21 protein-coding genes are annotated in these 18,241 nt (G+C 64.6%); 13 read left to right on the forward strand and 8 right to left on the reverse strand.

All coding sequences use genetic code 11. The annotated features are described in order from the left end of the window. The first annotated feature begins 12 nt into the window (after window positions 1-12). The 9 genes from CVM73_RS24605 to CVM73_RS24645 all read left to right on the forward strand — a co-directional run bounded on the left by CVM73_RS24605 (window position 13) and on the right by CVM73_RS24645 (window position 8,091). Window positions 13-165, forward strand: coding sequence for an aa3-type cytochrome c oxidase subunit IV (locus CVM73_RS24605; protein ID WP_018317799.1), 153 nt, complete (start codon window positions 13-15; stop codon window positions 163-165). Between the two features lie 137 nt (window positions 166-302). Beyond that, window positions 303-1,430 carry a Re/Si-specific NAD(P)(+) transhydrogenase subunit alpha gene (locus CVM73_RS24610; protein ID WP_100234432.1) on the forward strand — a complete coding sequence of 376 codons (1,128 nt, stop codon included), beginning with the start codon at window positions 303-305 and terminating at the stop codon, window positions 1,428-1,430. 11 nt (window positions 1,431-1,441) lie between these two features. Further along, complete coding sequence (locus CVM73_RS24615) at window positions 1,442-1,759, forward strand: proton-translocating transhydrogenase family protein (RefSeq protein ID WP_018317801.1); 318 nt, start codon at window positions 1,442-1,444, stop codon at window positions 1,757-1,759. A 39-nt stretch (window positions 1,760-1,798) separates the two neighbouring features. Further along, the gene (locus tag CVM73_RS24620; RefSeq protein ID WP_100234433.1) at window positions 1,799-3,196 is read left to right on the forward strand and encodes an NAD(P)(+) transhydrogenase (Re/Si-specific) subunit beta; all 1,398 of its coding nucleotides are present in this window, start codon (window positions 1,799-1,801) and stop codon (window positions 3,194-3,196) included. Between the two features lie 211 nt (window positions 3,197-3,407). Then, window positions 3,408-4,205 (forward strand): alpha/beta hydrolase, encoded by a 798-nt coding sequence (locus tag CVM73_RS24625; RefSeq protein ID WP_100234495.1) that lies wholly within the window; start codon window positions 3,408-3,410, stop codon window positions 4,203-4,205. Window positions 4,206-4,302: 97 nt separating this feature from the next. Next, window positions 4,303-5,637 (forward strand): sodium:proton antiporter, encoded by a 1,335-nt coding sequence (locus tag CVM73_RS24630; RefSeq protein WP_167407033.1) that lies wholly within the window; start codon window positions 4,303-4,305, stop codon window positions 5,635-5,637. Between the two features lie 49 nt (window positions 5,638-5,686). Then, window positions 5,687-6,784, forward strand: a complete 1,098-nt coding sequence (locus tag CVM73_RS24635) for a calcium:cation antiporter (protein ID WP_100234435.1) — start codon at window positions 5,687-5,689, stop codon at window positions 6,782-6,784. Between the two features lie 11 nt (window positions 6,785-6,795). Continuing rightward, window positions 6,796-7,080, forward strand: coding sequence for a cupin domain-containing protein (locus tag CVM73_RS24640; RefSeq protein ID WP_100234436.1), 285 nt, complete (start codon window positions 6,796-6,798; stop codon window positions 7,078-7,080). A 93-nt stretch (window positions 7,081-7,173) separates the two neighbouring features. Then, entirely contained in the window at window positions 7,174-8,091 is a 918-nt protein-coding gene (locus CVM73_RS24645; protein ID WP_100234437.1) for a hypothetical protein, read from the forward strand. A gap of 26 nt (window positions 8,092-8,117) precedes the next feature. Here the strand turns inward: CVM73_RS24645 and CVM73_RS24650 are convergent, their stop codons facing one another. Both CVM73_RS24650 and rpsU read right to left on the reverse strand, forming a co-directional pair. Continuing rightward, on the reverse strand, window positions 8,118-8,768 hold the full coding sequence (locus tag CVM73_RS24650; protein ID WP_100234438.1) for a tetratricopeptide repeat protein: 651 nt from the start codon (window positions 8,766-8,768) through the stop codon (window positions 8,118-8,120). A gap of 123 nt (window positions 8,769-8,891) precedes the next feature. Beyond that, the gene (rpsU, locus tag CVM73_RS24655; RefSeq protein WP_100234439.1) at window positions 8,892-9,188 is read right to left on the reverse strand and encodes a 30S ribosomal protein S21; all 297 of its coding nucleotides are present in this window, start codon (window positions 9,186-9,188) and stop codon (window positions 8,892-8,894) included. A gap of 260 nt (window positions 9,189-9,448) precedes the next feature. Here rpsU and aqpZ point away from each other — a divergent pair, with 260 nt between their 5' ends. Beyond that, a complete protein-coding gene (aqpZ, locus tag CVM73_RS24660; protein ID WP_100234440.1) occupies window positions 9,449-10,171 on the forward strand; it encodes an aquaporin Z in 723 nt (240 codons plus the stop codon). Window positions 10,172-10,206: 35 nt separating this feature from the next. Here the strand turns inward: aqpZ and CVM73_RS24665 are convergent, their stop codons facing one another. Next, on the reverse strand, window positions 10,207-11,313 hold the full coding sequence (locus CVM73_RS24665; protein ID WP_100234441.1) for a 5-(carboxyamino)imidazole ribonucleotide synthase: 1,107 nt from the start codon (window positions 11,311-11,313) through the stop codon (window positions 10,207-10,209). Then, on the reverse strand, window positions 11,310-11,798 hold the full coding sequence (gene purE / locus CVM73_RS24670; RefSeq protein WP_100234442.1) for a 5-(carboxyamino)imidazole ribonucleotide mutase: 489 nt from the start codon (window positions 11,796-11,798) through the stop codon (window positions 11,310-11,312). The genes CVM73_RS24665 and purE overlap by 4 nt, the downstream gene beginning before the upstream one ends. A gap of 142 nt (window positions 11,799-11,940) precedes the next feature. Here purE and CVM73_RS24675 point away from each other — a divergent pair, with 142 nt between their 5' ends. Beyond that, on the forward strand, window positions 11,941-12,666 hold the full coding sequence (locus CVM73_RS24675; RefSeq protein WP_167407027.1) for a GGDEF domain-containing protein: 726 nt from the start codon (window positions 11,941-11,943) through the stop codon (window positions 12,664-12,666). 2 nt (window positions 12,667-12,668) lie between these two features. On the opposite strand, the gene CVM73_RS24680 is transcribed toward CVM73_RS24675, so the two are convergent. The 3 genes from CVM73_RS24680 to CVM73_RS24690 all read right to left on the reverse strand — a co-directional run bounded on the left by CVM73_RS24680 (window position 12,669) and on the right by CVM73_RS24690 (window position 13,572). Continuing rightward, window positions 12,669-12,920, reverse strand: coding sequence for a hypothetical protein (locus CVM73_RS24680; protein WP_100234496.1), 252 nt, complete (start codon window positions 12,918-12,920; stop codon window positions 12,669-12,671). A gap of 98 nt (window positions 12,921-13,018) precedes the next feature. Then, window positions 13,019-13,237 carry a hypothetical protein gene (locus CVM73_RS24685; protein WP_100234444.1) on the reverse strand — a complete coding sequence of 73 codons (219 nt, stop codon included), beginning with the start codon at window positions 13,235-13,237 and terminating at the stop codon, window positions 13,019-13,021. 128 nt (window positions 13,238-13,365) lie between these two features. Then, a complete protein-coding gene (locus CVM73_RS24690) occupies window positions 13,366-13,572 on the reverse strand; it encodes a YdcH family protein (protein ID WP_100234445.1) in 207 nt (68 codons plus the stop codon). A gap of 330 nt (window positions 13,573-13,902) precedes the next feature. Between CVM73_RS24690 and CVM73_RS24695 the strand changes: the two genes are divergently transcribed. Next, window positions 13,903-14,082: a YdcH family protein gene (locus CVM73_RS24695; RefSeq protein ID WP_025034152.1), complete on the forward strand. Its 180-nt coding sequence runs from the start codon at window positions 13,903-13,905 to the stop codon at window positions 14,080-14,082. A gap of 160 nt (window positions 14,083-14,242) precedes the next feature. Here the strand turns inward: CVM73_RS24695 and CVM73_RS24700 are convergent, their stop codons facing one another. After that, window positions 14,243-15,346, reverse strand: a complete 1,104-nt coding sequence (locus tag CVM73_RS24700) for an NAD(P)/FAD-dependent oxidoreductase (RefSeq protein ID WP_100234446.1) — start codon at window positions 15,344-15,346, stop codon at window positions 14,243-14,245. 202 nt (window positions 15,347-15,548) lie between these two features. Between CVM73_RS24700 and CVM73_RS24705 the strand changes: the two genes are divergently transcribed. Beyond that, complete coding sequence (locus CVM73_RS24705; RefSeq protein ID WP_100234447.1) at window positions 15,549-18,230, forward strand: sensor domain-containing protein; 2,682 nt, start codon at window positions 15,549-15,551, stop codon at window positions 18,228-18,230. Window positions 18,231-18,241: the final 11 nt, after the last annotated feature.

Consider the following 18,241-nt stretch of genomic DNA (forward strand, 5'->3'; position numbering starts at 1 on the left):
TGGGGACATTCCATGGCTGACCATAGCGAAGTGGCGTACAGCACCGCCGACGGCAACGACTACGTTGCTCACGAGCAGACCTACGAGGGCTTCATCAAGCTGGTGAAGTACGGCACGGCCTCGGTCGCGCTCATCGTGATCCTGATGGCGATCTTCCTGACCTGATCGATCGGCGGCTGCACACGCCAGCGGCAGCAGCTGCCCAGAAAATTTGCATCCAAGCCGGTGCCAAAACCGGTATCGAACGCCGCGGGAGTAACGCTTAGTTTGCGCGCGCGCTGTCCTGCGCCGCCGGAGGCCTCATGAAGATTGCCGTTGCCAAGGAAATCGATCCGCTCGAACCGCGGGTCGCTGCTTCGCCCGATACGGTGAAGAAGTTCAAGGCGTTGGGCGCCGAGATCGCCGTCGAGCCGGGTGCCGGCATCAAGTCGGGCCTGCCGGATTCCGAATTCACCGCGGTTGGCGCCACCGTTAGTGCCGACGCGCTCAAGGACGCGGACATCATCATCAAGGTGAAACGTCCCGAGGCGTCGGAGCTCGCGCAGTACAAGCGCGGCGCGCTGGTCATCGCCATCATGGATCCCTATGGCAACGAGGCCGCGCTGAAGGCGATCGCCGATGCCGGCGTTGCCGCCTTCGCGATGGAGCTGATGCCGCGCATCACCCGCGCGCAGGTGATGGACGTGCTGTCCTCGCAGGCCAACCTCGCCGGCTACCGCGCCGTGATCGAGGGTGCCGAGGCGTTCGGCCGCGCCTTCCCGATGATGATGACCGCCGCCGGCACCGTGCCTGCGGCGAAGGTGTTTGTGATGGGCGTCGGCGTTGCCGGTCTCCAGGCGATCGCGACCGCGCGCCGTCTCGGCGCTGTCGTCACCGCGACCGACGTGCGGCCCGCCACCAAGGAGCAGGTCGAATCCCTCGGCGCAAAATTCCTCGCCGTCGAGGACGAGGAGTTCAAGAACGCGCAGACCGCCGGCGGCTACGCCAAGGAGATGTCCAAGGAGTACCAGGCCAAGCAGGCCGCGCTCACCGCCGAGCACATCAAGAAGCAGGACATCGTGATCACCACCGCGCTGATCCCGGGCCGGCCGGCGCCGAGGCTTGTCAGCGCCGACATGGTCAAGTCGATGAAGCCCGGCTCGGTGCTGGTCGATCTCGCCGTCGAGCGCGGCGGCAATGTCGAGGGTGCGAAGCCGGGCGAGGTCGTCGATGCCGATGGCATCAAGATCGTTGGCTACACCAACGTCGCCGGCCGCGTCGCGGCCTCGGCCTCCAGCCTCTATGCCCGCAATCTGTTCTCTTTCATCGAGACCATGGTCGACAAGAAAGAGAAGAAGCTCGCCGTCAACTGGGACGACGAGCTGGTCAAGGCCACCGCGCTCACGAAAGACGGCGCGGTGATCCACCCGAACTTCCAGCCGAAGGCTTAAGGAGAGCCGCCATGGAGCATGCTGCACAGGTCGTCGACCCCTTCATCTTCCGGCTGTCGATCTTCGTCCTCGCCGTCTTCGTCGGCTATTTCGTGGTGTGGTCGGTGACGCCCGCGCTGCACACGCCGCTGATGAGCGTCACCAACGCGATCTCCTCGGTGATCGTGGTCGGCGCGCTGCTTGCCGGCGGCGTCGCGAATGTCTCGAGCGGCTCGGGCTGGGCGCGCGCCTTCGGCTTCGTCGCGCTGATCTTCGCCTGCGTGAACATTTTTGGCGGCTTCCTTGTCACCCAGCGCATGCTGGCGATGTACAAGAAGAAGTCGAAGTAAGCGGCCACCTCGGGCTGAAGGGATCAATGGGGACCTGAGATGAGCGCCAACCTCTCTGCATTTCTGTATCTCGTGGCGGGAGTGCTGTTCATCCTGTCGCTGCGCGGGCTGTCGAGCCCGGCATCGTCGCGCCAGGGCAATCTGTTCGGCATGATCGGCATGGCGATCGCGGTCGCCACGACGCTTGCCAACCATCCGCCCGCAGACGGTCTCGCCTGGGTGCTCGTCATCGTCGGCATCGCGATCGGCGGCGGCATCGGCGCAGTGATCGCCCGCCGCGTGCCGATGACCTCGATGCCGGAGCTGGTCGCCGCCTTCCACTCGCTGGTCGGCATGGCCGCGGTGCTGGTCGCGGCCGGCGCGTTCTACGCGCCCGAGGCATTCGACATCGGCACCCCCGGCAATATCCATCCGCAGAGCCTGATCGAGATGTCGCTCGGCGTCGCCATCGGCGCGCTGACCTTCACCGGCTCGGTGATCGCCTTCCTCAAGCTGTCCGCGCGCATGAGTGGCGCGCCGATCATTCTGCCCGCCCGCCACATCATCAACATCGCGCTGGCCTTGGCGCTGGTGTTCTTCATCGTTCGTCTCGTCCTCACCGGCGGCGCGTTCGACTTCTGGATGATCACCATCCTCGCCCTGGCGCTCGGCGTGCTCATGATCATCCCGATCGGCGGCGCCGACATGCCGGTCGTGATCTCGATGCTGAACTCCTATTCCGGCTGGGCCGCGGCCGGCATCGGCTTCACGCTCGGCAATTCCGCGCTGATCATCACGGGCGCGCTGGTCGGCTCCTCGGGCGCGATCCTGTCCTACATCATGTGCCACGCGATGAACCGGTCCTTCATCTCGGTCATCCTCGGCGGCTTCGGCGGCGAGACCGCCGCGGCTGGCGGTGCTACGGGCGAGCAGAAGCCCGCCAAGCTCGGCTCGGCTGACGATGCGGCCTTCATCATGAAGAACGCCTCCAAGGTCATCATCGTGCCCGGCTACGGCATGGCGGTGGCGCAGGCCCAGCACGCGCTGCGCGAGATGGCCGACATGTTGAAGAAGGAAGGCGTCGAGGTGAAATACGCCATTCACCCGGTCGCCGGCCGTATGCCCGGCCACATGAACGTGCTGCTCGCCGAAGCCAACGTGCCCTATGACGAGGTGTTCGAGCTCGAGGACATCAACTCCGAATTCGCGCAGGCCGACATTGCCTTCGTGATCGGCGCCAACGACGTCACCAACCCGGCGGCCGAAGAGGACAAGTCCTCGCCGATCTACGGTATGCCGGTGCTGCAGGTCTGGAAGGCCGGCACGGTGATGTTCATCAAGCGCTCGCTGGCGTCGGGCTATGCCGGCATCGACAATCCGCTGTTCTATCGCGACAACACCATGATGCTGCTCGGCGACGCCAAGAAGGTCACCGAGAACATCGTCAAGGCAATGTAACGCGGAAGGGACCGTGGCCATCAACAAGGAATGGCACCGGTCCCACCCCACGCCGCCCAAATCCACGCGCGCGCAGCGCGTCAAATGACACGCCGCCCACAACGCGGCGTGCGGCTGCCGCGACGTTCCGCCGAACCTCCGGCCCGATGTCATGAAATTGCTGCGGAGCCGTCGCAAGCCCTGGCTCAACCGAGGACCGGGCCGGGCAATGATGACCATCGTCAAGTGGACCGCCATCCTGCTAGTGACCGTCTATTGCGCCGGTCTCGTCGTGCTGTATGTCCACCAGCGCGAGATGCTGTTTCCGATCCCGCCCATCGGCCGCACAGCTCCCGATGCCGCGGGCCTTCCCGAGGCGGAAGAGCACGTCCTGACCACGTCGGATGGCGAGAAGGTCATCGTCTGGCACGTGCCGGCGAAGCCCGGTCATTCCGTGATCCTGTACTTCCCGGGCAATGGCGATTTTCTCGCCGGCCGCGTCAGCCGTTTCAAGGCGATGACCGCCGACGGCACCGGCCTCGTCGCCTTGTCCTATCGCGGCTATGCCGGCTCGAGCGGGATGCCGAGCGAACGGGGACTGCTGTACGATGCTGCGACCGCTTACGCCTTCACCACTGCGCGCTATGGAGCGGAACGAATCGTCACGTGGGGCTTCTCGCTGGGGACGGGCGTGGCAGTTGCCATCGCCTCGGAACATCGCGTGGGAAAACTCATCCTGGAGGCGCCCTATACATCGACCGTCGACGTTGCGGCTTCGTCGTTCTGGTTCGTTCCGGTCCGCCTTCTGATGCGCGATCCGTTCCATTCGGACCAGCGCATGGCGCGCGTCACGGTGCCGCTGCTCGTCATGCATGGCACCAATGACCTTGCCATTTCGATCATCTTCGGAGAGCGTCTGTTCGCGCTCGCCCATGAGCCCAAGCGGTTCGTTCGCATGGTGGGCGGCGGACACGACAATCTCGATCAATATGGCGCGATCGAAACGGCGAGAGGCTTCATTGGCGGCTGACGGCTTGGTTAAACGTTACGTTCCCGCGCTCGCTGTCTCCTGCTTGACGCTTCTGCCGCAGAATGCGCTTGCGGCGACTGGACTCGACGGTGCGGCGATGCGCTGGCCCTATGCGCTGCCCTTTGCCGGCTTGTTGCTGTCGATCGCTCTGGGGCCGCTGCTGTTTGCAAAATTCTGGCACCATCATTACGGCAAGATCGCTGCTGCCTGGTCGCTGCTGGCGCTCGCCTCGCTCGTCGTCTTCGCCGGCGGCACGGCGACGCTGGCGGCGCTCGTTCATGCCATGCTCGCCGAATATCTCGGCTTCATCGTGCTGCTGTTCTCGCTCTACGTCGTGGCCGGTGGCATCCTCATCACAGGGGACATCAAGGCGACGCCGGCGACCAATGTGGGCATCCTCGCACTTGGCACGTTCGGGGCGAGCGTCGTCGGCACCACGGGTGCCGCGATGATCCTGATCCGCCCCTTGCTCCGCGCCAACCGGCTGCGGCGCCACAACACCCACGTCGTCATCTTCTTCATCATCCTGGTGGCCAATGTCGGTGGTGCGCTCAGCCCGCTTGGCGATCCCCCGCTCTTCGTCGGCTTCCTGCACGGTGTCGACTTCTTCTGGACCACGCGGACCATCTGGTTGCAGACCGTGATCGTGGCCGGGCTGCTGCTCGCCATCTTCGTCGCAATCGACGTCTGGCGCTTCCAGAGCGAGCCGCCGCCCGATGACACCGGCCCCGCGCAGCCGGTCCGCATCCGCGGCCTCGTCAATCTGGTGCTGATCGCGGCCATCGTCGCCAGCCTGCTCGTCTCGGCGGTGTGGAAGCCCGGCATCGCGGTCGACATTCTCGGCACCAAGCTGGACCTGGAGGACGTCGTCCGCAATTTGGTTCTGCTGGCCATCGCGGCGCTGTCGGTGTGGCTGACGCCCGACGAGCACAGGCAGGCCAACGGCTTCACCTGGGAGCCGATCCGCGAGGTCGCCAAACTGTTCGCAGGGATCTTTGTCGCCATCATCCCGGTCATTGCCATGCTCAATGCCGGCCATCACGGTGCGTTCGCCTGGCTGCTGTCGGCCGTGACGGAGCCGAACGGCGTACCGCGCGAGGCCGCCTATTTCTGGTTCACCGGCCTGATGTCCGCGTTCCTCGACAACGCGCCGACATATCTGTTGTTCTTCGAGCTCGCCGGTGGCGACCCGCAGGTGCTGATGCATGAGCTCTCCGGCACGCTCGCTTCGATCTCCATGGGGGCGGTCTACATGGGCGCGCTCACCTATGTCGGCAACGCGCCGAACTTCATGGTGAGCAGCATTGCCAGCGAGAATGGCATCGAGATGCCGAGCTTCTTCGGCTATCTGCTGCGCGCGGGCGCCGTGCTGATCCCGCTGTTCCTGCTGCTGACGTTCCTGCCGGTCGCCCCGATCCTGCACTGGCATTGAATCTCGCGCCTGATTTGCTACTGCTCATTCAAGCAACTGGAAGCGGTGTATGAGCGCGCATAATCCGATGCCCCGGTCTGCCTGGATCTTCCCGGCGCTGGCCGTACTGTTGTTCGCAGCCGTCGGCGCGACGGGCTACGTGTTCACGCTGTCGTTTGGCGGGCTCCTCTTCGCCATCGTCCTTCTGGTTATCCTGTTCGGCACGGTGTTCGCCGCGGTTCACCATGCCGAAGTGATCGCGGAGCGGGTCGGCGAACCCTATGGCACGCTGGTGCTGACGCTCTCGGTGACCATCATCGAGGTGGCGCTGATCACCACGATCATGCTGGGCGACAAGCCTGCCCCGGCACTGGCCCGCGACACCGTATTCGCCGTGGTCATGATCGTTTGCAACGGCCTCGTCGGCCTCTGCATCTTCATCGGCGGCCTGCGCTATCGCGAGCAGGGTTTTCAGCTCTCCGGCGCCAACGTCTATCTCAGCGTGCTGTTCGCGCTCGCGACCATAACGCTGATCCTGCCGAACTACACCACCACCACACCGGGCCCGGTCTATTCCGCGGTTCAGCTCGGCTTCGTCGACGTCGTCACGCTCGCGCTGTACGGCGTCTTTCTCTACACCCAGACGGTCCTGCACAAGGATTACTTCGTTCATGAATGGGCGGAGGGCGAGGGCGGGGAGGTGCACCTGTCGGCGGGGGCGCTCGCACTCACCGTGGCGCTGCTCCTGGTCTCGCTGCTGGCGGTCGTGCTGCTCGCCAAGAAATTCTCGTTGGTGGTCGATGCCGTCGGCGCCAGGATCGGTGCGCCGCCGGCCTTCGCCGGCCTTCTGGTCGCGCTGCTGATCCTGATGCCCGAGGGCGTCGCGGCCATCGCGGCGGCCCGCAGGAACGACCTGCAGAAGAGCATCAATCTTGCGCTCGGCTCTTCGCTGGCGACCATTGGTCTCACGATCCCTGCCGTCGGCGTCGCCACCTACGCGCTCGACAAGGAACTCGAGCTCGGCCTCAGCGCCCAGGGCAGCGTGCTTTTGCTGCTGACCTTCTTCCTGAGCATGCTGACCTTCGGCACGGGCAGGACCAATGTCCTGTTCGGCCTGGTCCATATGGTGGTATTTGCCGTCTACGTGTTCATGGTTTTCGTGCCCTAGGGGGAATTCCAATGCTTGCCGCCAAGTCCGAGATTCAGGTCGACAACGAAGAGGTCCGGGTGACGGAATGGCGGCTTACCCCGGGCAGCGCGACCGGCCATCACACCCACGGGATGGACTATGTGATTGTTCCAGTCGTGGCCGGCGAGATGACCATCGTGGCGCCCAATGGCGAGCGGTCCAAGGCGCAGCTCGCGGCCGGAAAATCCTACTTCCGCAAGGCGGGCGTCCAACATGACGTACTTAACGAAACCTCAACTGAGATCGTGTTCCTTGAGATCGAGCTAAAACCCTAAGTTGGCGCTATTGTTTGCCATCGATCCGTCGCAGTTGATCCCTCACAATGCCCTAAAGTTCCCGCATCAGATCGCGCGGGGAGTGGCCGAGAAATGCTGAAATACCTCGCTAAAATCTCGATGGATATTTTCCCCTCGGTGCTCGCGACGATCATCGGGGCCTACATCGTTAATCATTACATCAACGCCAAGCCGGCGGCCGACACCCCAGCCGCCGTGGTCGCGCCTGCCCAAACTGACGGCAAGCCCACCGATGCCGCCAACCTTCCTGCCCCCGGCGTCAAGGCCAAGGGGATCTCCGAGAAGAGCGTCACGGACAAGGCTGCGGTCGAGAAGCCTGCCGATCATCAGCCGACGGCCGAGACCAAGGCCGCAGACGTGGCTCCCGCTGAAACCAGCCCGCGCGGCCGTCCCTCTGCGCGCGACAAGGCCGCGGCCAAGTCCGCCCCGGCTGCCTCTGCTCCCGTGGTTGAGGCCAATTCGGCCTCGACCGCGGCTTCCCCGGCCGCCACCCCCGACGCCAACGATCTCGCGCGTGCTGCGATCGAGCGTCTGCGCAAGTCACCTGAGGGCAAGGCTGCGGAGGCCAGATCTTCCGAAACCAGGCCCGCCGAGGTTCGCTCGTCCGATACCAAGCCGGCCGAGAGGCCGGCAGAGCCTGTGGTGCGGGAAGCCGCCCGCACGCCGGAGGCTCCGCGGGTCGTGAGTGTGGAGCCGACCCCGGTCCGTCCGCTGCCGCCGCCGATCACGGTATCGACGCCCTCATCTGAGGCTTATGGCAATGCTGGCTCCAATCCGCCCTACACGGCCTCGATCAGCGGCGAGGATCCGAATCGGGTGACGCCGCCGGCGGACATTCCCGTGCCGGTCATCGCGCCACCGCTCGATCTGCGTGCCGATGCTGGTGCCTCCATGCCGCGGCCGAAGAAGACCAATGTCGCCGACGAGATGCTGTCGGGCATGAAGTCGATGTTCAACGCCGTTCTGCCGAAGAGCGCCACCCCCGACTAAAGCTGCGCCCGCGTTGCGCCAAACCGTCAGCCGCCGACGCGGGCGAGGCCGCTGCGGGCGGCGTCATCGCGTGGGCGCAGCGCGACGGCCTTGGTGTAGGACGCCGCCGCCTTGGCCCTGTCGCCCAGCCGCTCATAGGCCTGTCCGCGCGTGGTCCAGACCTGGGCATTGTGCGGATCGGCTTCGGAGGCTTCATCGAGATCGGCTGCGGCCTCCTTGACCTTGCCGAGCGCGAGATGGCTGTTGGCACGGCCGAGCAGCGGCTCGGCCTTTTGCGGGTTGAGCCCGCTCGCGGCGCTGAAATCGGCGATCGCGAAGTCGTGCTGGTTCTTGCCCTGGTAGATCAGGGCGCGGCCATAAAGTGCCTGCGCATTGTAGGGATCGAGCCCGACCGCGCGATTGAACTCGTCGAGCGCTGCCGCGGTCTCGCCCGACTTGGCGAGGGACTGGGCCTTTGCGGTGTGGGCTTGGGCTTCGGTGACGTTGCCGGCGCTCACCGCGCTCTCGGCGGGCGCGGCCGCCTTGGGTGCTTCCGGCGGCTTGTCCTTCTCAGGGAGCAGCGATCCGAGATCGAAGGAGCAGCCGCAGAGCGCGATCCCCATCACGGCCAGCGCGAGCGGCTGCCGCCAGATTTGGCGTAGCCGCGGCAAGCCACGCTCGGGGAAAGGAGAGGCCATCTACGGGTCGCCCGCGCTGGTGCCGCATCGGTAGTGCCCGTCCCAGAAAGGCACCGCTCACAAACAATAACGCGGGCCAAGGGCCCGCGTCATCGAAAACTGAGGTCTTACAGGTTCGGCAAATCAGCGCGGGCCGCGCGGGCCTGCACCGGTGCCGCCACGAGCGCCGCGATCACCGCCCGGGCCGGCGCCGAACACCGGCTTCGGCTTCATCGGCAGCAGGCCTTCGCGCTGCAGCTTCTTGCGGGCCAGCTTGCGCGCGCGGCGCACGGCTTCGGCCTTTTCGCGGGCCTTCTTCTCGGAGGGCTTCTCGTAATGACCGCGGAGCTTCATCTCGCGGAAAATTCCCTCGCGCTGCATCTTCTTCTTCAGCGCCTTGAGGGCTTGATCGACATTGTTATCGCGAACGAGAACCTGCACGCGGCATCCTCTTCAGGTGGATCGGATTTGAATTCTGGTAAGTCAAAGGGGATGGCAGAACGCGCAAGCCCTTAACCTTGAGCGCGCGGATGTATCAGACAAAACCGGAGATGTCCACCGGCCAAGCGTGTTTTCGGGCCAAGTTCGGCCATTAAATGCGGCGAAAATACCTCCATGCGGCCGCGATTTGGGCGGTTTGACGCCGGGGACGAGGCCGCGGCCGGAGCTTTGTTCCGGAATCTTTGCAATGAGGGACCACAATGGACATGAAAAAATACGCTGCCGAAGCCATCGGCACCTTCTGGCTCACATTCGCGGGTTGCGGAAGCGCAGTGATCGCCGCCGGCTTCCCCCAGGTCGGTATCGGCCTCGTCGGCGTCTCCCTCGCCTTCGGACTGAGCGTGGTCACCATGGCCTATGCGATCGGCCACATCTCGGGCTGCCATCTCAACCCGGCCGTCACGGTCGGTCTCGCCGCCGGCGGCCGTTTTCCGGCGGGCCAGGTCCTGCCTTACGTGATCGCCCAGGTGGCGGGCGCGATCGTTGCGGCGTGGATCCTCTATGTCATCGCGAGCGGGGCGCCCGGATTCGATGTCGGCAAGGGCTTTGCTTCCAACGGCTATGACGCGCATTCGCCTGGCCAGTACAGCATGATCGTGTGCTTCCTCACCGAGGTGGTGATGACCATGATGTTCCTGTTCATCATCATGGGCGCCACCCATGGCCGCGCCCCCGCGGGCTTCGCACCGCTCGCGATCGGGCTCGCGCTGGTGATGATCCATCTCGTCAGCATTCCCGTCACCAACACGTCGGTGAACCCGGCGCGCAGCACCGGCCCCGCGCTGTTCGTCGGCGGCTGGGCGCTGTCGCAGCTTTGGCTGTTCTGGGTTGCGCCGCTGATCGGCGGTGCGCTCGGCGGGGTGATCTATCGCTGGCTCAGCGAGGAGCCCACCGGCGTCGTCGCGGGCGTGAAGACGGCGTAACTGCAAGCGGGATTGCAGCCTTTGCTGCGATCCCGTTACGTGTCCCGGGGCGGCCTGACTTCGGTCACGTGGCCCATCTTGCGGCCGGGGCGCGGTGCGCCCTTGCCGTAGATGTGCACGGTCGCGCCCGGAACGGTCAGCCACTTGTCGTAGTCGTTGATCTCGTCGCCTATCAGGTTGGTCATGGTGACGATCTCGCCGTGGCGCACGGGCTTGCCGAGCGGCCAGCCGGCAATGGCGCGGATGTGCTGCTCGAACTGCGAGACGGAGGCGCCGTCCAGCGTCCAGTGCCCGGAATTATGCACGCGCGGGGCGATCTCGTTGACCAGCACCTTCGGTCCGGTGCCGTTGGCAAGCACGAACATCTCCACCGCCAGGACGCCGACATAGTCGAGCGCAGTCGCAATCTTGCTCGCGACGTTGCGCGCCTCGTCCGCGAGCGAGTCGGGGATCGGCGCGGGCGCACGCGACACTTTCAGGATGTGGTCGCGGTGCTCGTTCTCGGTCACGTCGAAACACTCGACATCGCCTGCGGCCGAACGCGCGGCGATCACCGAGATTTCGCGCTCGAACGGCACGAAGGCCTCCAGGATTGCCGATTTGGTGGCGAGACTGGTCCACACCTTGGCGATGTCGTCGCCCTCGCGGATGATGGCCTGGCCCTTGCCGTCATAACCGAAGCGGCGGGTCTTCAGCACCGCCGGGAGGCCGATCCTCAGGATCGCCTCGCGCAGCGTGGAGACGGAGGTAACGTCAGCATAGGGTGCAGTGCCGATGCCGAGCTTCGTCACAAAATCCTTCTCGGCGAGCCGGTCCTGTGTGGTCTCGAGGATCTTGCGATTGGGTAGCACCGGGCGGCGCGCATCCAGCACCATCGCGGCCGCCGCCGGCACGTTCTCGAATTCGTAGGTGATGACATCGACGTCGCTCGCGAACAGCTCCAGCGCTTCGACATCGGCATATTCGGCGCAGGTCGCGTTGAGCACGACGTCAAAGGCCGGCGAGTCCGGATCGGGCGAGAACACCTGGCAGCGCAGGCCGAGCCGCGCCGCGGCCATCGCCAGCATCCGCCCCAATTGCCCGCCGCCGAGGATTCCGATGGTGTCGCCGGGCTTCAGCTTCACCTGCTTTGCGTCAGTCACGCCTTGTCCTCCGGACGCTCGGCAACCGCGTCGGTCTGCGCCTTGCGCCAGGCGGCGAGGCGATCGGACAGGGCCGGGTCGGACAATGCCAGCACGGCGGCAGCCAGCAGCGCGGCGTTGATCGCGCCGGCCTTGCCGATTGCGAGGGTTCCGACCGGGATACCCGCGGGCATCTGGACGATCGAATAGAGCGAATCGATACCCTTGAGCGTCTTGGATTCGACGGGAACGCCGAATACCGGGAGCTCCGTCAGCGCCGCCGCCATGCCGGGCAGATGGGCAGCGCCACCGGCGCCGGCGATGATGACCTTGTAACCCGCGGCCTTGGCGCCCTTGGCGAAAGCAAACAGCCGGTCGGGAGTGCGGTGGGCCGAGACGACGCGGCTGTCGGCGGCAATCCCGAGCGCGTCAAGCGTGTCGGCGGCATGCCGCATCGTGTCCCAGTCCGACTGGCTTCCCATGATGATGGCGATCGGCGCGGTCATGACGTCAATTGTGCCCGGAAAAACAGAAAGATAGGCCAGATTAACGGTTCCGGCCGGCGGCTCGCAAGGCGGTGGCAAGGAGAAGGGAATCCACTATCCTGTCTTGGTGAATCCCCGCAAGCCTTCATTGAGCAGGATGCCCATGAAGAAACCAAAAAGGGCTAGCGCTGCCACGGCCAAGGTTGGCCGAAAGACCAGCACCGGCCGATCCAATGCCGCCCCCAAACGGCTGACCAAGCGTCCGGCGAAGCCGCCGCGGCGCGCCGCGTCGGGCGACGATGGAGCCAAGGACAACGTCAGGGCGACGATCCGGGGCTTGCGGGCCAAGCTCAAGGAGGCACAGCGCCGGGTCGCGGAACTGGAAGCTGTGGCCGCCACCGATTTCCTGCTCGAGATTCCCAACCGGCGCGGCTTCGAGCGCGAGCTCGCGCGCGCCATCGCCTATATGAAGCGCTACCGCGCCAGCGGGGCGCTGATCGTGCTCGACGTCGATCGGCTGAAGCCGATCAACGATTCCTTCGGCCATGCCGCCGGCGACGAGGTGCTCAAGGCGATTGTCGCCACGTTGACGCGACAGGTCCGTGCCTCCGACGTGGTCGGCCGGCTCGGGGGGGACGAGTTCGCGCTGCTGCTCTGGAACCTCAGCGAGACCGATGCCAAGGCGAAGGCCGCGGCCTTGGAGCAGGCGATCGACCAATTGTCCTTCGCTTTCCGCGGCCAGCACGTGACCGCGGGCGCCTCTGCCGGCGTCGCGTTGCTTGGTCCCCACTCCGACGCAGGCCGCGCCCTGGAGGAGGCCGATGCCGCCATGTACGTGCGCAAGGCGCACCGCCGGCACGAGCCGCGGATCAGGCTGGTCAGCAGCTGAATTTACAGCGTCGCCAGATCTTCCGGCACGTTGCCGAATTTGCGCAGCAGCCTGGCATCGCCGAATTCGCCGGTCATGGGATCGCCGCTGCGGCTGAACGCGATCGCGCCGATGTGGCCGGTACCGTGCGCCAATATCTCGGCGCGCCGCAACGCGGCCGCCGAGGTCTGGCATTCCTCGGCAGTTCCCGCGACCGGCGAGCCGTCGGCATCGATCAAGAAGGGCATTGCAACGTAGTAGGTCACATCCGACATGGCGTTGCTCCAATGGAGCATGATCCGGAAAAGTGTGAAGCGGTTTTCCAACAAGATCATGCTTAAAAACAAAAGCGCGATCTCATCGCGCTTTGAACTCAGGCGGCGCTGCTCTTGCTCCGCATTTTGCTGCGCGAGGTCTCCGGAATGCAGCCGGCGGAAATCGCCGCCTGCAATTCCGCCAGCTCGGCTTCCAGATATTCGTTGGCCATGATCAGCGCCTTGATGGTGCTGCGCAGATTGCCGTCGCACATCGCGATCGCCTGATCGCAGGCCTGTTCATAGTGGCTGTTGTCGAGAAGGGCGGTTGCCGACATCTGCGTTGTCCTCGTGTCTTGTGCCTGGGCGTTCTCTGAGGTGTTGGGGTGCCCGCGAATGTTCCCTTTTTGTTCTGTTTGAGTCAAGCGGATTCATGCGGTGAGCCGCGGCGAACGCCGGCTCACGGTCAGGCGATGATGTCGGGGGTAATCTGGTCTTCGATGAACGCGATGCGGTCCCGCAACAACAGCTTGCGCTTCTTCAAGCGCTGTAACCGCAATAGGTCGGGGGCGGGCGATTGATGCAACGCATCGATCGCCGCATCGAGATCTCGGTGTTCCTGCTGCAACCGGGTGAGCTCGGCTTCGAGCTCACGCTCATTTTCATTGGTCATGTCTGCGGTGGCCGAAAACCGATAGGCGTAAGATCTGGGCTGTGGATGCCCTGTGGAAATTATCGTCCTTGCGCAGCGTGATCGCAAGCGATCTGCGATCCTCGCTCGCCGATCTCCCGCAACATATTTCTGCGTGGAGCTGCGGCGTTGCGCAGGCGCATTGATATCATGGATTTTTCCCGTGTGGTTCCCCCTAGTCACGCTTCCTTACATATGAACTTTCAAAAATGACGCTGCGACGACGGATACCCATCGACAGGACGAATCGGTGATGTAGACTTCGCCGTCCGGATCGAATCCTGAGGTTCAACCCTACCGAGGAGGTTTCGAATGACAATTCAGGCACATCTCGTTGAATTGGAACGGAAGCACAAACTTCTCGAAAACGAATTGCACGAAGCTCTCGTGCACCTTTCAACAGACGACCTGCAAATTGTTGAGTTGAAGCGCCGGAAGTTGATGGTCAAGGACCAGATCGAGCGTCTGAAGCAAGGCGACACGCTCCACTAGTAAACCCCGTAAAACTGTAGAGTTGATCACATCCTTTCGCGCGGGGGTGAGAGCATTCGTGCCCATCCCTGCTGCAAGGTGGACGCCGCGCAAGATGTTTGCGCGGCGCTGGTTTTTTTGTTCTTGACGCGAACCGGTATCCACTCCGCTCGAGAACTCTCTAGAGGTCGGCGAGCTCGGCGACGTGATCGGCGATCGCGAGCGACGACGTCAATCCCGGCGATTCGATGCCGAACAGATTGATCAGCCCTGCGACGCCGTGATCGCGCGGGCCTTGCATCAAGAAGTCCTGCGTGGCCACAGCCGGCGGCACGATTTTTGGGCGGATACCCGAATAGCTCGGCATCAGCGCGCCATCGGGCAGCGTCGGCCAGTATTTGCGGATCGCCGGGTAGAAGCGCTCGGCCCGTGACGGGTCAACCTCGTAGTTGATCGTTTCGATCCACTCGACGTCAGGCCCGAAGCGCGCCTGCCCTGCCATGTCCAGCGTCAGGTGCACCCCTAATCCGCCGGGTTCAGGCACCGGATAGATCAGGCGCGAGAACGGCGCCTTGGCATTGCAGCTGAAGTAGTTTCCCTTGGCGAGATAGGCCGGCGGAATCCGATCCAGCGGCATGCCGTCGATGTTGCGCGCCACATTCGTTGCCGACAGCCCCGCGGCGTTGACGAGAAGGTCGCATTGCAGAGTCATCGGCGCCTCGCCGCCGGCATCGATCTCGATGAAGCCGGCTGCCGCCTTGGCGCGGATCAGCGGGGTGTGAAACGCAAAAGCGGCGCCGGCGTCCTCGGCTTCGCCGCGCAACGATAGCATGTAGGCGTGGCTGTCGATGATGCCGGTTGACGGTGACAGCAGCGCAGCGTCGCAGGCGAGCGCCGGCTCCAGCGCGCGCGCGGCCTCGCCCGAGAGCAGCTGCATGTCGAGCACGCCGTTGGCTTCGGCATGCGCCTTGATCGATTGCAGCTTCTCGGTCTCCTTCGGGCTGGTCGCGACGATCAGCTTGCCGCAATTTCTGTGCGGGATGCCGCGCTCGGCGCAGTAGCGGTAGAGCGCGTGCTTGCCGGCAACGCACATCCGCGCCATCCAGCTCCCGGCGCGGTAGTAGATGCCGGCATGGATCACCTCGCTGTTGCGCGAGGAGGTGACGGTTCCAATGGCCTCGGCTTCCTCGAGCACGATCACCTCACGCCCGGCCCGCGCGAGCTTTCGGGCCACCGCGAGACCGACCACGCCGGCTCCGATGACGACGCAGTCGACCCTATCCATGGTTGTGCAGGATGTCCGCGGGAAGCGCCGGTGGCATCAGGCTCGGGAGCGGCGGGGCAGGGGAATTTTCCGTTAAGCAAGCATTTATCATGTCAGGGCAATTGCCGTATTTCACGTCACATTATTCTGTTGTGCCTACAGGCGTTTACCCGATCCAAACCGGCGAGGCCAGACAATCCGACGTTGAAATCGCGGGTGGCTGATGGCTGAGAAGAACTGGCACGTGGGCAGCACGCTTCCGATTGCTGTGCAGGCCGTCATGTGCCTGGCCGGCGCGGTCGCGCCTGCGCCTGCCTTTGCGCTGTCCGACAGCTTCGCCGCTCCGGATCTTGCCAAGCTCGATCCCAACGTGATCTGGGAGGTCCTGATCGCCGGCATCGTCGTCTGCTCGTTTCTCGCCGCGATCGCGCTGTGGATCCATTCCTCGCTGCGCCAGACCCGGCGTTTGCAGTTGCGGCGCAATGCCTTCATCTCCTCCGCGATGAACAATCTCAACCAGGGCGTGGTGATGACGGATGCACAGCGCCGTGTCATCTTCTGCAACGACCGCTACCTCGAAATCTATGGTTTGACGCGCTCGGATGTCCGACCCGGCATGAACGGCCACGACCTCCTCGAGCTGCGACGCAAGCGCGGAGTGCTGGGCGCCTCCGACGACGAATTTTACGACAAGGCGGCCAGCGCCAATGGTCTGATCACGGAACTTCCCGACGGACGGGCCATCCTGGTGAAATTCTTCGTGCTGCCGAACGGCGGCTCGGTGGCGACGCATCTCGACGTCAGCGAGCAGCGCAGGCTGTCGCAACAGCTCGCCTCCACCAAGCAATTCCTGGAGACGGTGCTGGACAACGTGCCGGCCTGTGTCGCCGCCAAGAACATCGAAGATGGCCGCTATATCTTCGCAAATACGGCCTATGAGCGCTTCTGGGGCTTCTCGCGGGACCACGTCGTCGGCAAGAATGCACGAGAGCTGTTTGAGCCCGTCTCGGCGGCCACGATCGAGACAACCGATCAGGCCGCGCTTAATTCGCCGGACGGCCAATTCCGCAACGAATTCGAGGTCGAGCGCGGCGGGGAGCGGCGCATGGTCGCCTCGATCCGGATCGCGGTGCGCAATGAAAGCAACCGGCCCGGATTCCTGCTGCTGGTGTTCGAGGACATCACCGACCGCCGCTCCCTGTCGCAGGAGCTGGAGAGCACCAAGAAGTTCCTCGAGCTCGTGGTCGACAATATCCCGGTCGCGCTGATCGTCGAGCAGGTCAAGGACGGCCGCTACCTGCTCGCCAACCGCAGCGCCGAGACGATCCTCAACCGCCGGCGCGAGGAAGCCACGGGTCTGACGGCGTCCGACATCTTCAACGCCAAGGAAGCCAAGCTGATCATCGCGCGCGACGAGGCCGCGATCAAGAAGCGCGGGATGATCACCGAGGAGCATCCGATCTCCACCAAGGACGGCCTGCGGCTGTTCCTGACCCGCCGCGCCACGGTGCTCAGCGATGCCGGTGAGCCGCAATATCTGATCAAGACCCATGAGGACGTCACCGACCGCCGGCAGACTGAGTCGCGCATGGCGCACATGGCCTATCATGACGGTCTCACCGATCTGCCGAACCGCGCCGCCTTCCTGCAGGCGCTGACCCAGATGATCGAGGCCTGTGAAGGCACCGGCGAGGAGTTCGCCGTCCTCTGCGTCGACCTCGACGGGCTCAAGGAGGTCAACGACGTCTTCGGCCATGCGCTCGGCGACAAGCTCCTGATCGAGGTGGCCCAGCGGCTCCAGGACTCGGCGCGCGGCGGCGTGGTGGCGCGCCTGTCCGGCGACGAGTTCGGCCTGATCATCGACGGCAAGCAGCCGGAATCGGGTCTGGCGCTGGCGCAGCAGCTCGGCGAGGCCGTCGCGCAGGAATTCCAGATCGACGGGCGGCCGGTCCGCGCCGGCGCCACCACCGGAATGGCGATCTTCCCGCACAATGGCAGTGACGGCGCCTCGCTGCTTGCCAACGCCGGTGCGGCGCTGTTCCGCGCCAAGCAGAAGTCCCGCGGCACGATCAGCCTCTACCAGCCGGAGATGGACCAGCAGATCCGCGATCGCCGCGTGCTGCATCAGGACCTCTCCATGGCGATCAAGAACGGCGAGCTCTCGCTCGCTTTCCAGCCGCAGGGGGCCGCGGGCCACAGCGTCGCCGAGAGCGAGATCATCGGCTTCGAGGCGCTGGCGCGCTGGCAGCATCCGGTGCGCGGCCAGGTCTCGCCGGCCGAATTCATCCCGATCGCCGAGGAGAGCGGCCTCATCGTCGAGATGGGCGAGTGGATCCTGCGCGAGGCCTGCCGCGAGGCGTCGTCCTGGCCGAAGCCGCTTCAGGTCGCGGTCAACCTGTCCCCTGCGCAGTTCATGCACGGTGACGTGGTTGGCCTCGTCCATTCGATCCTGATCGAGACGGGTCTTGCACCGGGCCGTCTCGAACTCGAGATCACCGAGGGTGTCCTGATCGAGGATTTCGACCGGGGCCTCGCGCTGCTGCGCCGCCTCAAGGCGCTCGGCGTGCGCATCTCCATGGACGATTTCGGCAGCGGTTACTCCTCGCTGAGCTATCTCCAGGCGTTCCCGTTCGACAAGATCAAGATCGACCGCGCCTTCATCATCAATCTCGGCCGCAACCCGCAATCGGCGGCGATCGTGCGCGCCGTGATCGATCTCGGCCACGGCCTCGAAATGTCGATCATCGCCGAGGGCGTCGAGACGGTGGACCAGCTCGCCTTCCTCGCCAAGGAGGGCTGCGACGGCGTGCAGGGCTATCTGCTCGGCAAGCCGCTGCCGATCGGGAAATATGCCGGCCTCGTCGGCCGCGCCGAAGCCATGGAGCTTGCGCTGAAGACCGGTTAGTTATGGGAGTG

Origin of the sequence: Bradyrhizobium forestalis, from assembly GCF_002795245.1 — a bacterium.
Lineage (GTDB): Bacteria > Pseudomonadota > Alphaproteobacteria > Rhizobiales > Xanthobacteraceae > Bradyrhizobium > Bradyrhizobium forestalis.

Excerpts from the sequence above, each read along its gene's own strand:
- CVM73_RS24620 (WP_100234433.1), top strand. The coding sequence starts at position 1,799 with ATGAGCGCCAACCTCTCTGCATTTCTGTATCTCGTGGCGGGAGTGCTG.
- purE (WP_100234442.1), bottom strand. The coding sequence starts at position 11,798 with ATGACCGCGCCGATCGCCATCATCATGGGAAGCCAGTCGGACTGGGAC.
- CVM73_RS24685 (WP_100234444.1), bottom strand. The coding sequence starts at position 13,237 with ATGTCGGCAACCGCCCTTCTCGACAACAGCCACTATGAACAGGCCTGC.
- CVM73_RS24680 (WP_100234496.1), bottom strand. The coding sequence starts at position 12,920 with ATGTCGGATGTGACCTACTACGTTGCAATGCCCTTCTTGATCGATGCC.
- aqpZ (WP_100234440.1), top strand. The coding sequence starts at position 9,449 with ATGGACATGAAAAAATACGCTGCCGAAGCCATCGGCACCTTCTGGCTC.
- CVM73_RS24615 (WP_018317801.1), top strand. The coding sequence starts at position 1,442 with ATGGAGCATGCTGCACAGGTCGTCGACCCCTTCATCTTCCGGCTGTCG.
- CVM73_RS24690 (WP_100234445.1), bottom strand. The coding sequence starts at position 13,572 with ATGACCAATGAAAATGAGCGTGAGCTCGAAGCCGAGCTCACCCGGTTG.
- CVM73_RS24635 (WP_100234435.1), top strand. The coding sequence starts at position 5,687 with ATGAGCGCGCATAATCCGATGCCCCGGTCTGCCTGGATCTTCCCGGCG.
- CVM73_RS24605 (WP_018317799.1), top strand. The coding sequence starts at position 13 with ATGGCTGACCATAGCGAAGTGGCGTACAGCACCGCCGACGGCAACGAC.
- CVM73_RS24625 (WP_100234495.1), top strand. The coding sequence starts at position 3,408 with ATGACCATCGTCAAGTGGACCGCCATCCTGCTAGTGACCGTCTATTGC.
- CVM73_RS24705 (WP_100234447.1), top strand. The coding sequence starts at position 15,549 with ATGGCTGAGAAGAACTGGCACGTGGGCAGCACGCTTCCGATTGCTGTG.
- CVM73_RS24630 (WP_167407033.1), top strand. The coding sequence starts at position 4,303 with ATGCGCTGGCCCTATGCGCTGCCCTTTGCCGGCTTGTTGCTGTCGATC.
- CVM73_RS24640 (WP_100234436.1), top strand. The coding sequence starts at position 6,796 with ATGCTTGCCGCCAAGTCCGAGATTCAGGTCGACAACGAAGAGGTCCGG.
- CVM73_RS24695 (WP_025034152.1), top strand. The coding sequence starts at position 13,903 with ATGACAATTCAGGCACATCTCGTTGAATTGGAACGGAAGCACAAACTT.
- CVM73_RS24700 (WP_100234446.1), bottom strand. The coding sequence starts at position 15,346 with ATGGATAGGGTCGACTGCGTCGTCATCGGAGCCGGCGTGGTCGGTCTC.
- CVM73_RS24675 (WP_167407027.1), top strand. The coding sequence starts at position 11,941 with ATGAAGAAACCAAAAAGGGCTAGCGCTGCCACGGCCAAGGTTGGCCGA.
- CVM73_RS24645 (WP_100234437.1), top strand. The coding sequence starts at position 7,174 with ATGCTGAAATACCTCGCTAAAATCTCGATGGATATTTTCCCCTCGGTG.
- CVM73_RS24650 (WP_100234438.1), bottom strand. The coding sequence starts at position 8,768 with ATGGCCTCTCCTTTCCCCGAGCGTGGCTTGCCGCGGCTACGCCAAATC.
- CVM73_RS24610 (WP_100234432.1), top strand. The coding sequence starts at position 303 with ATGAAGATTGCCGTTGCCAAGGAAATCGATCCGCTCGAACCGCGGGTC.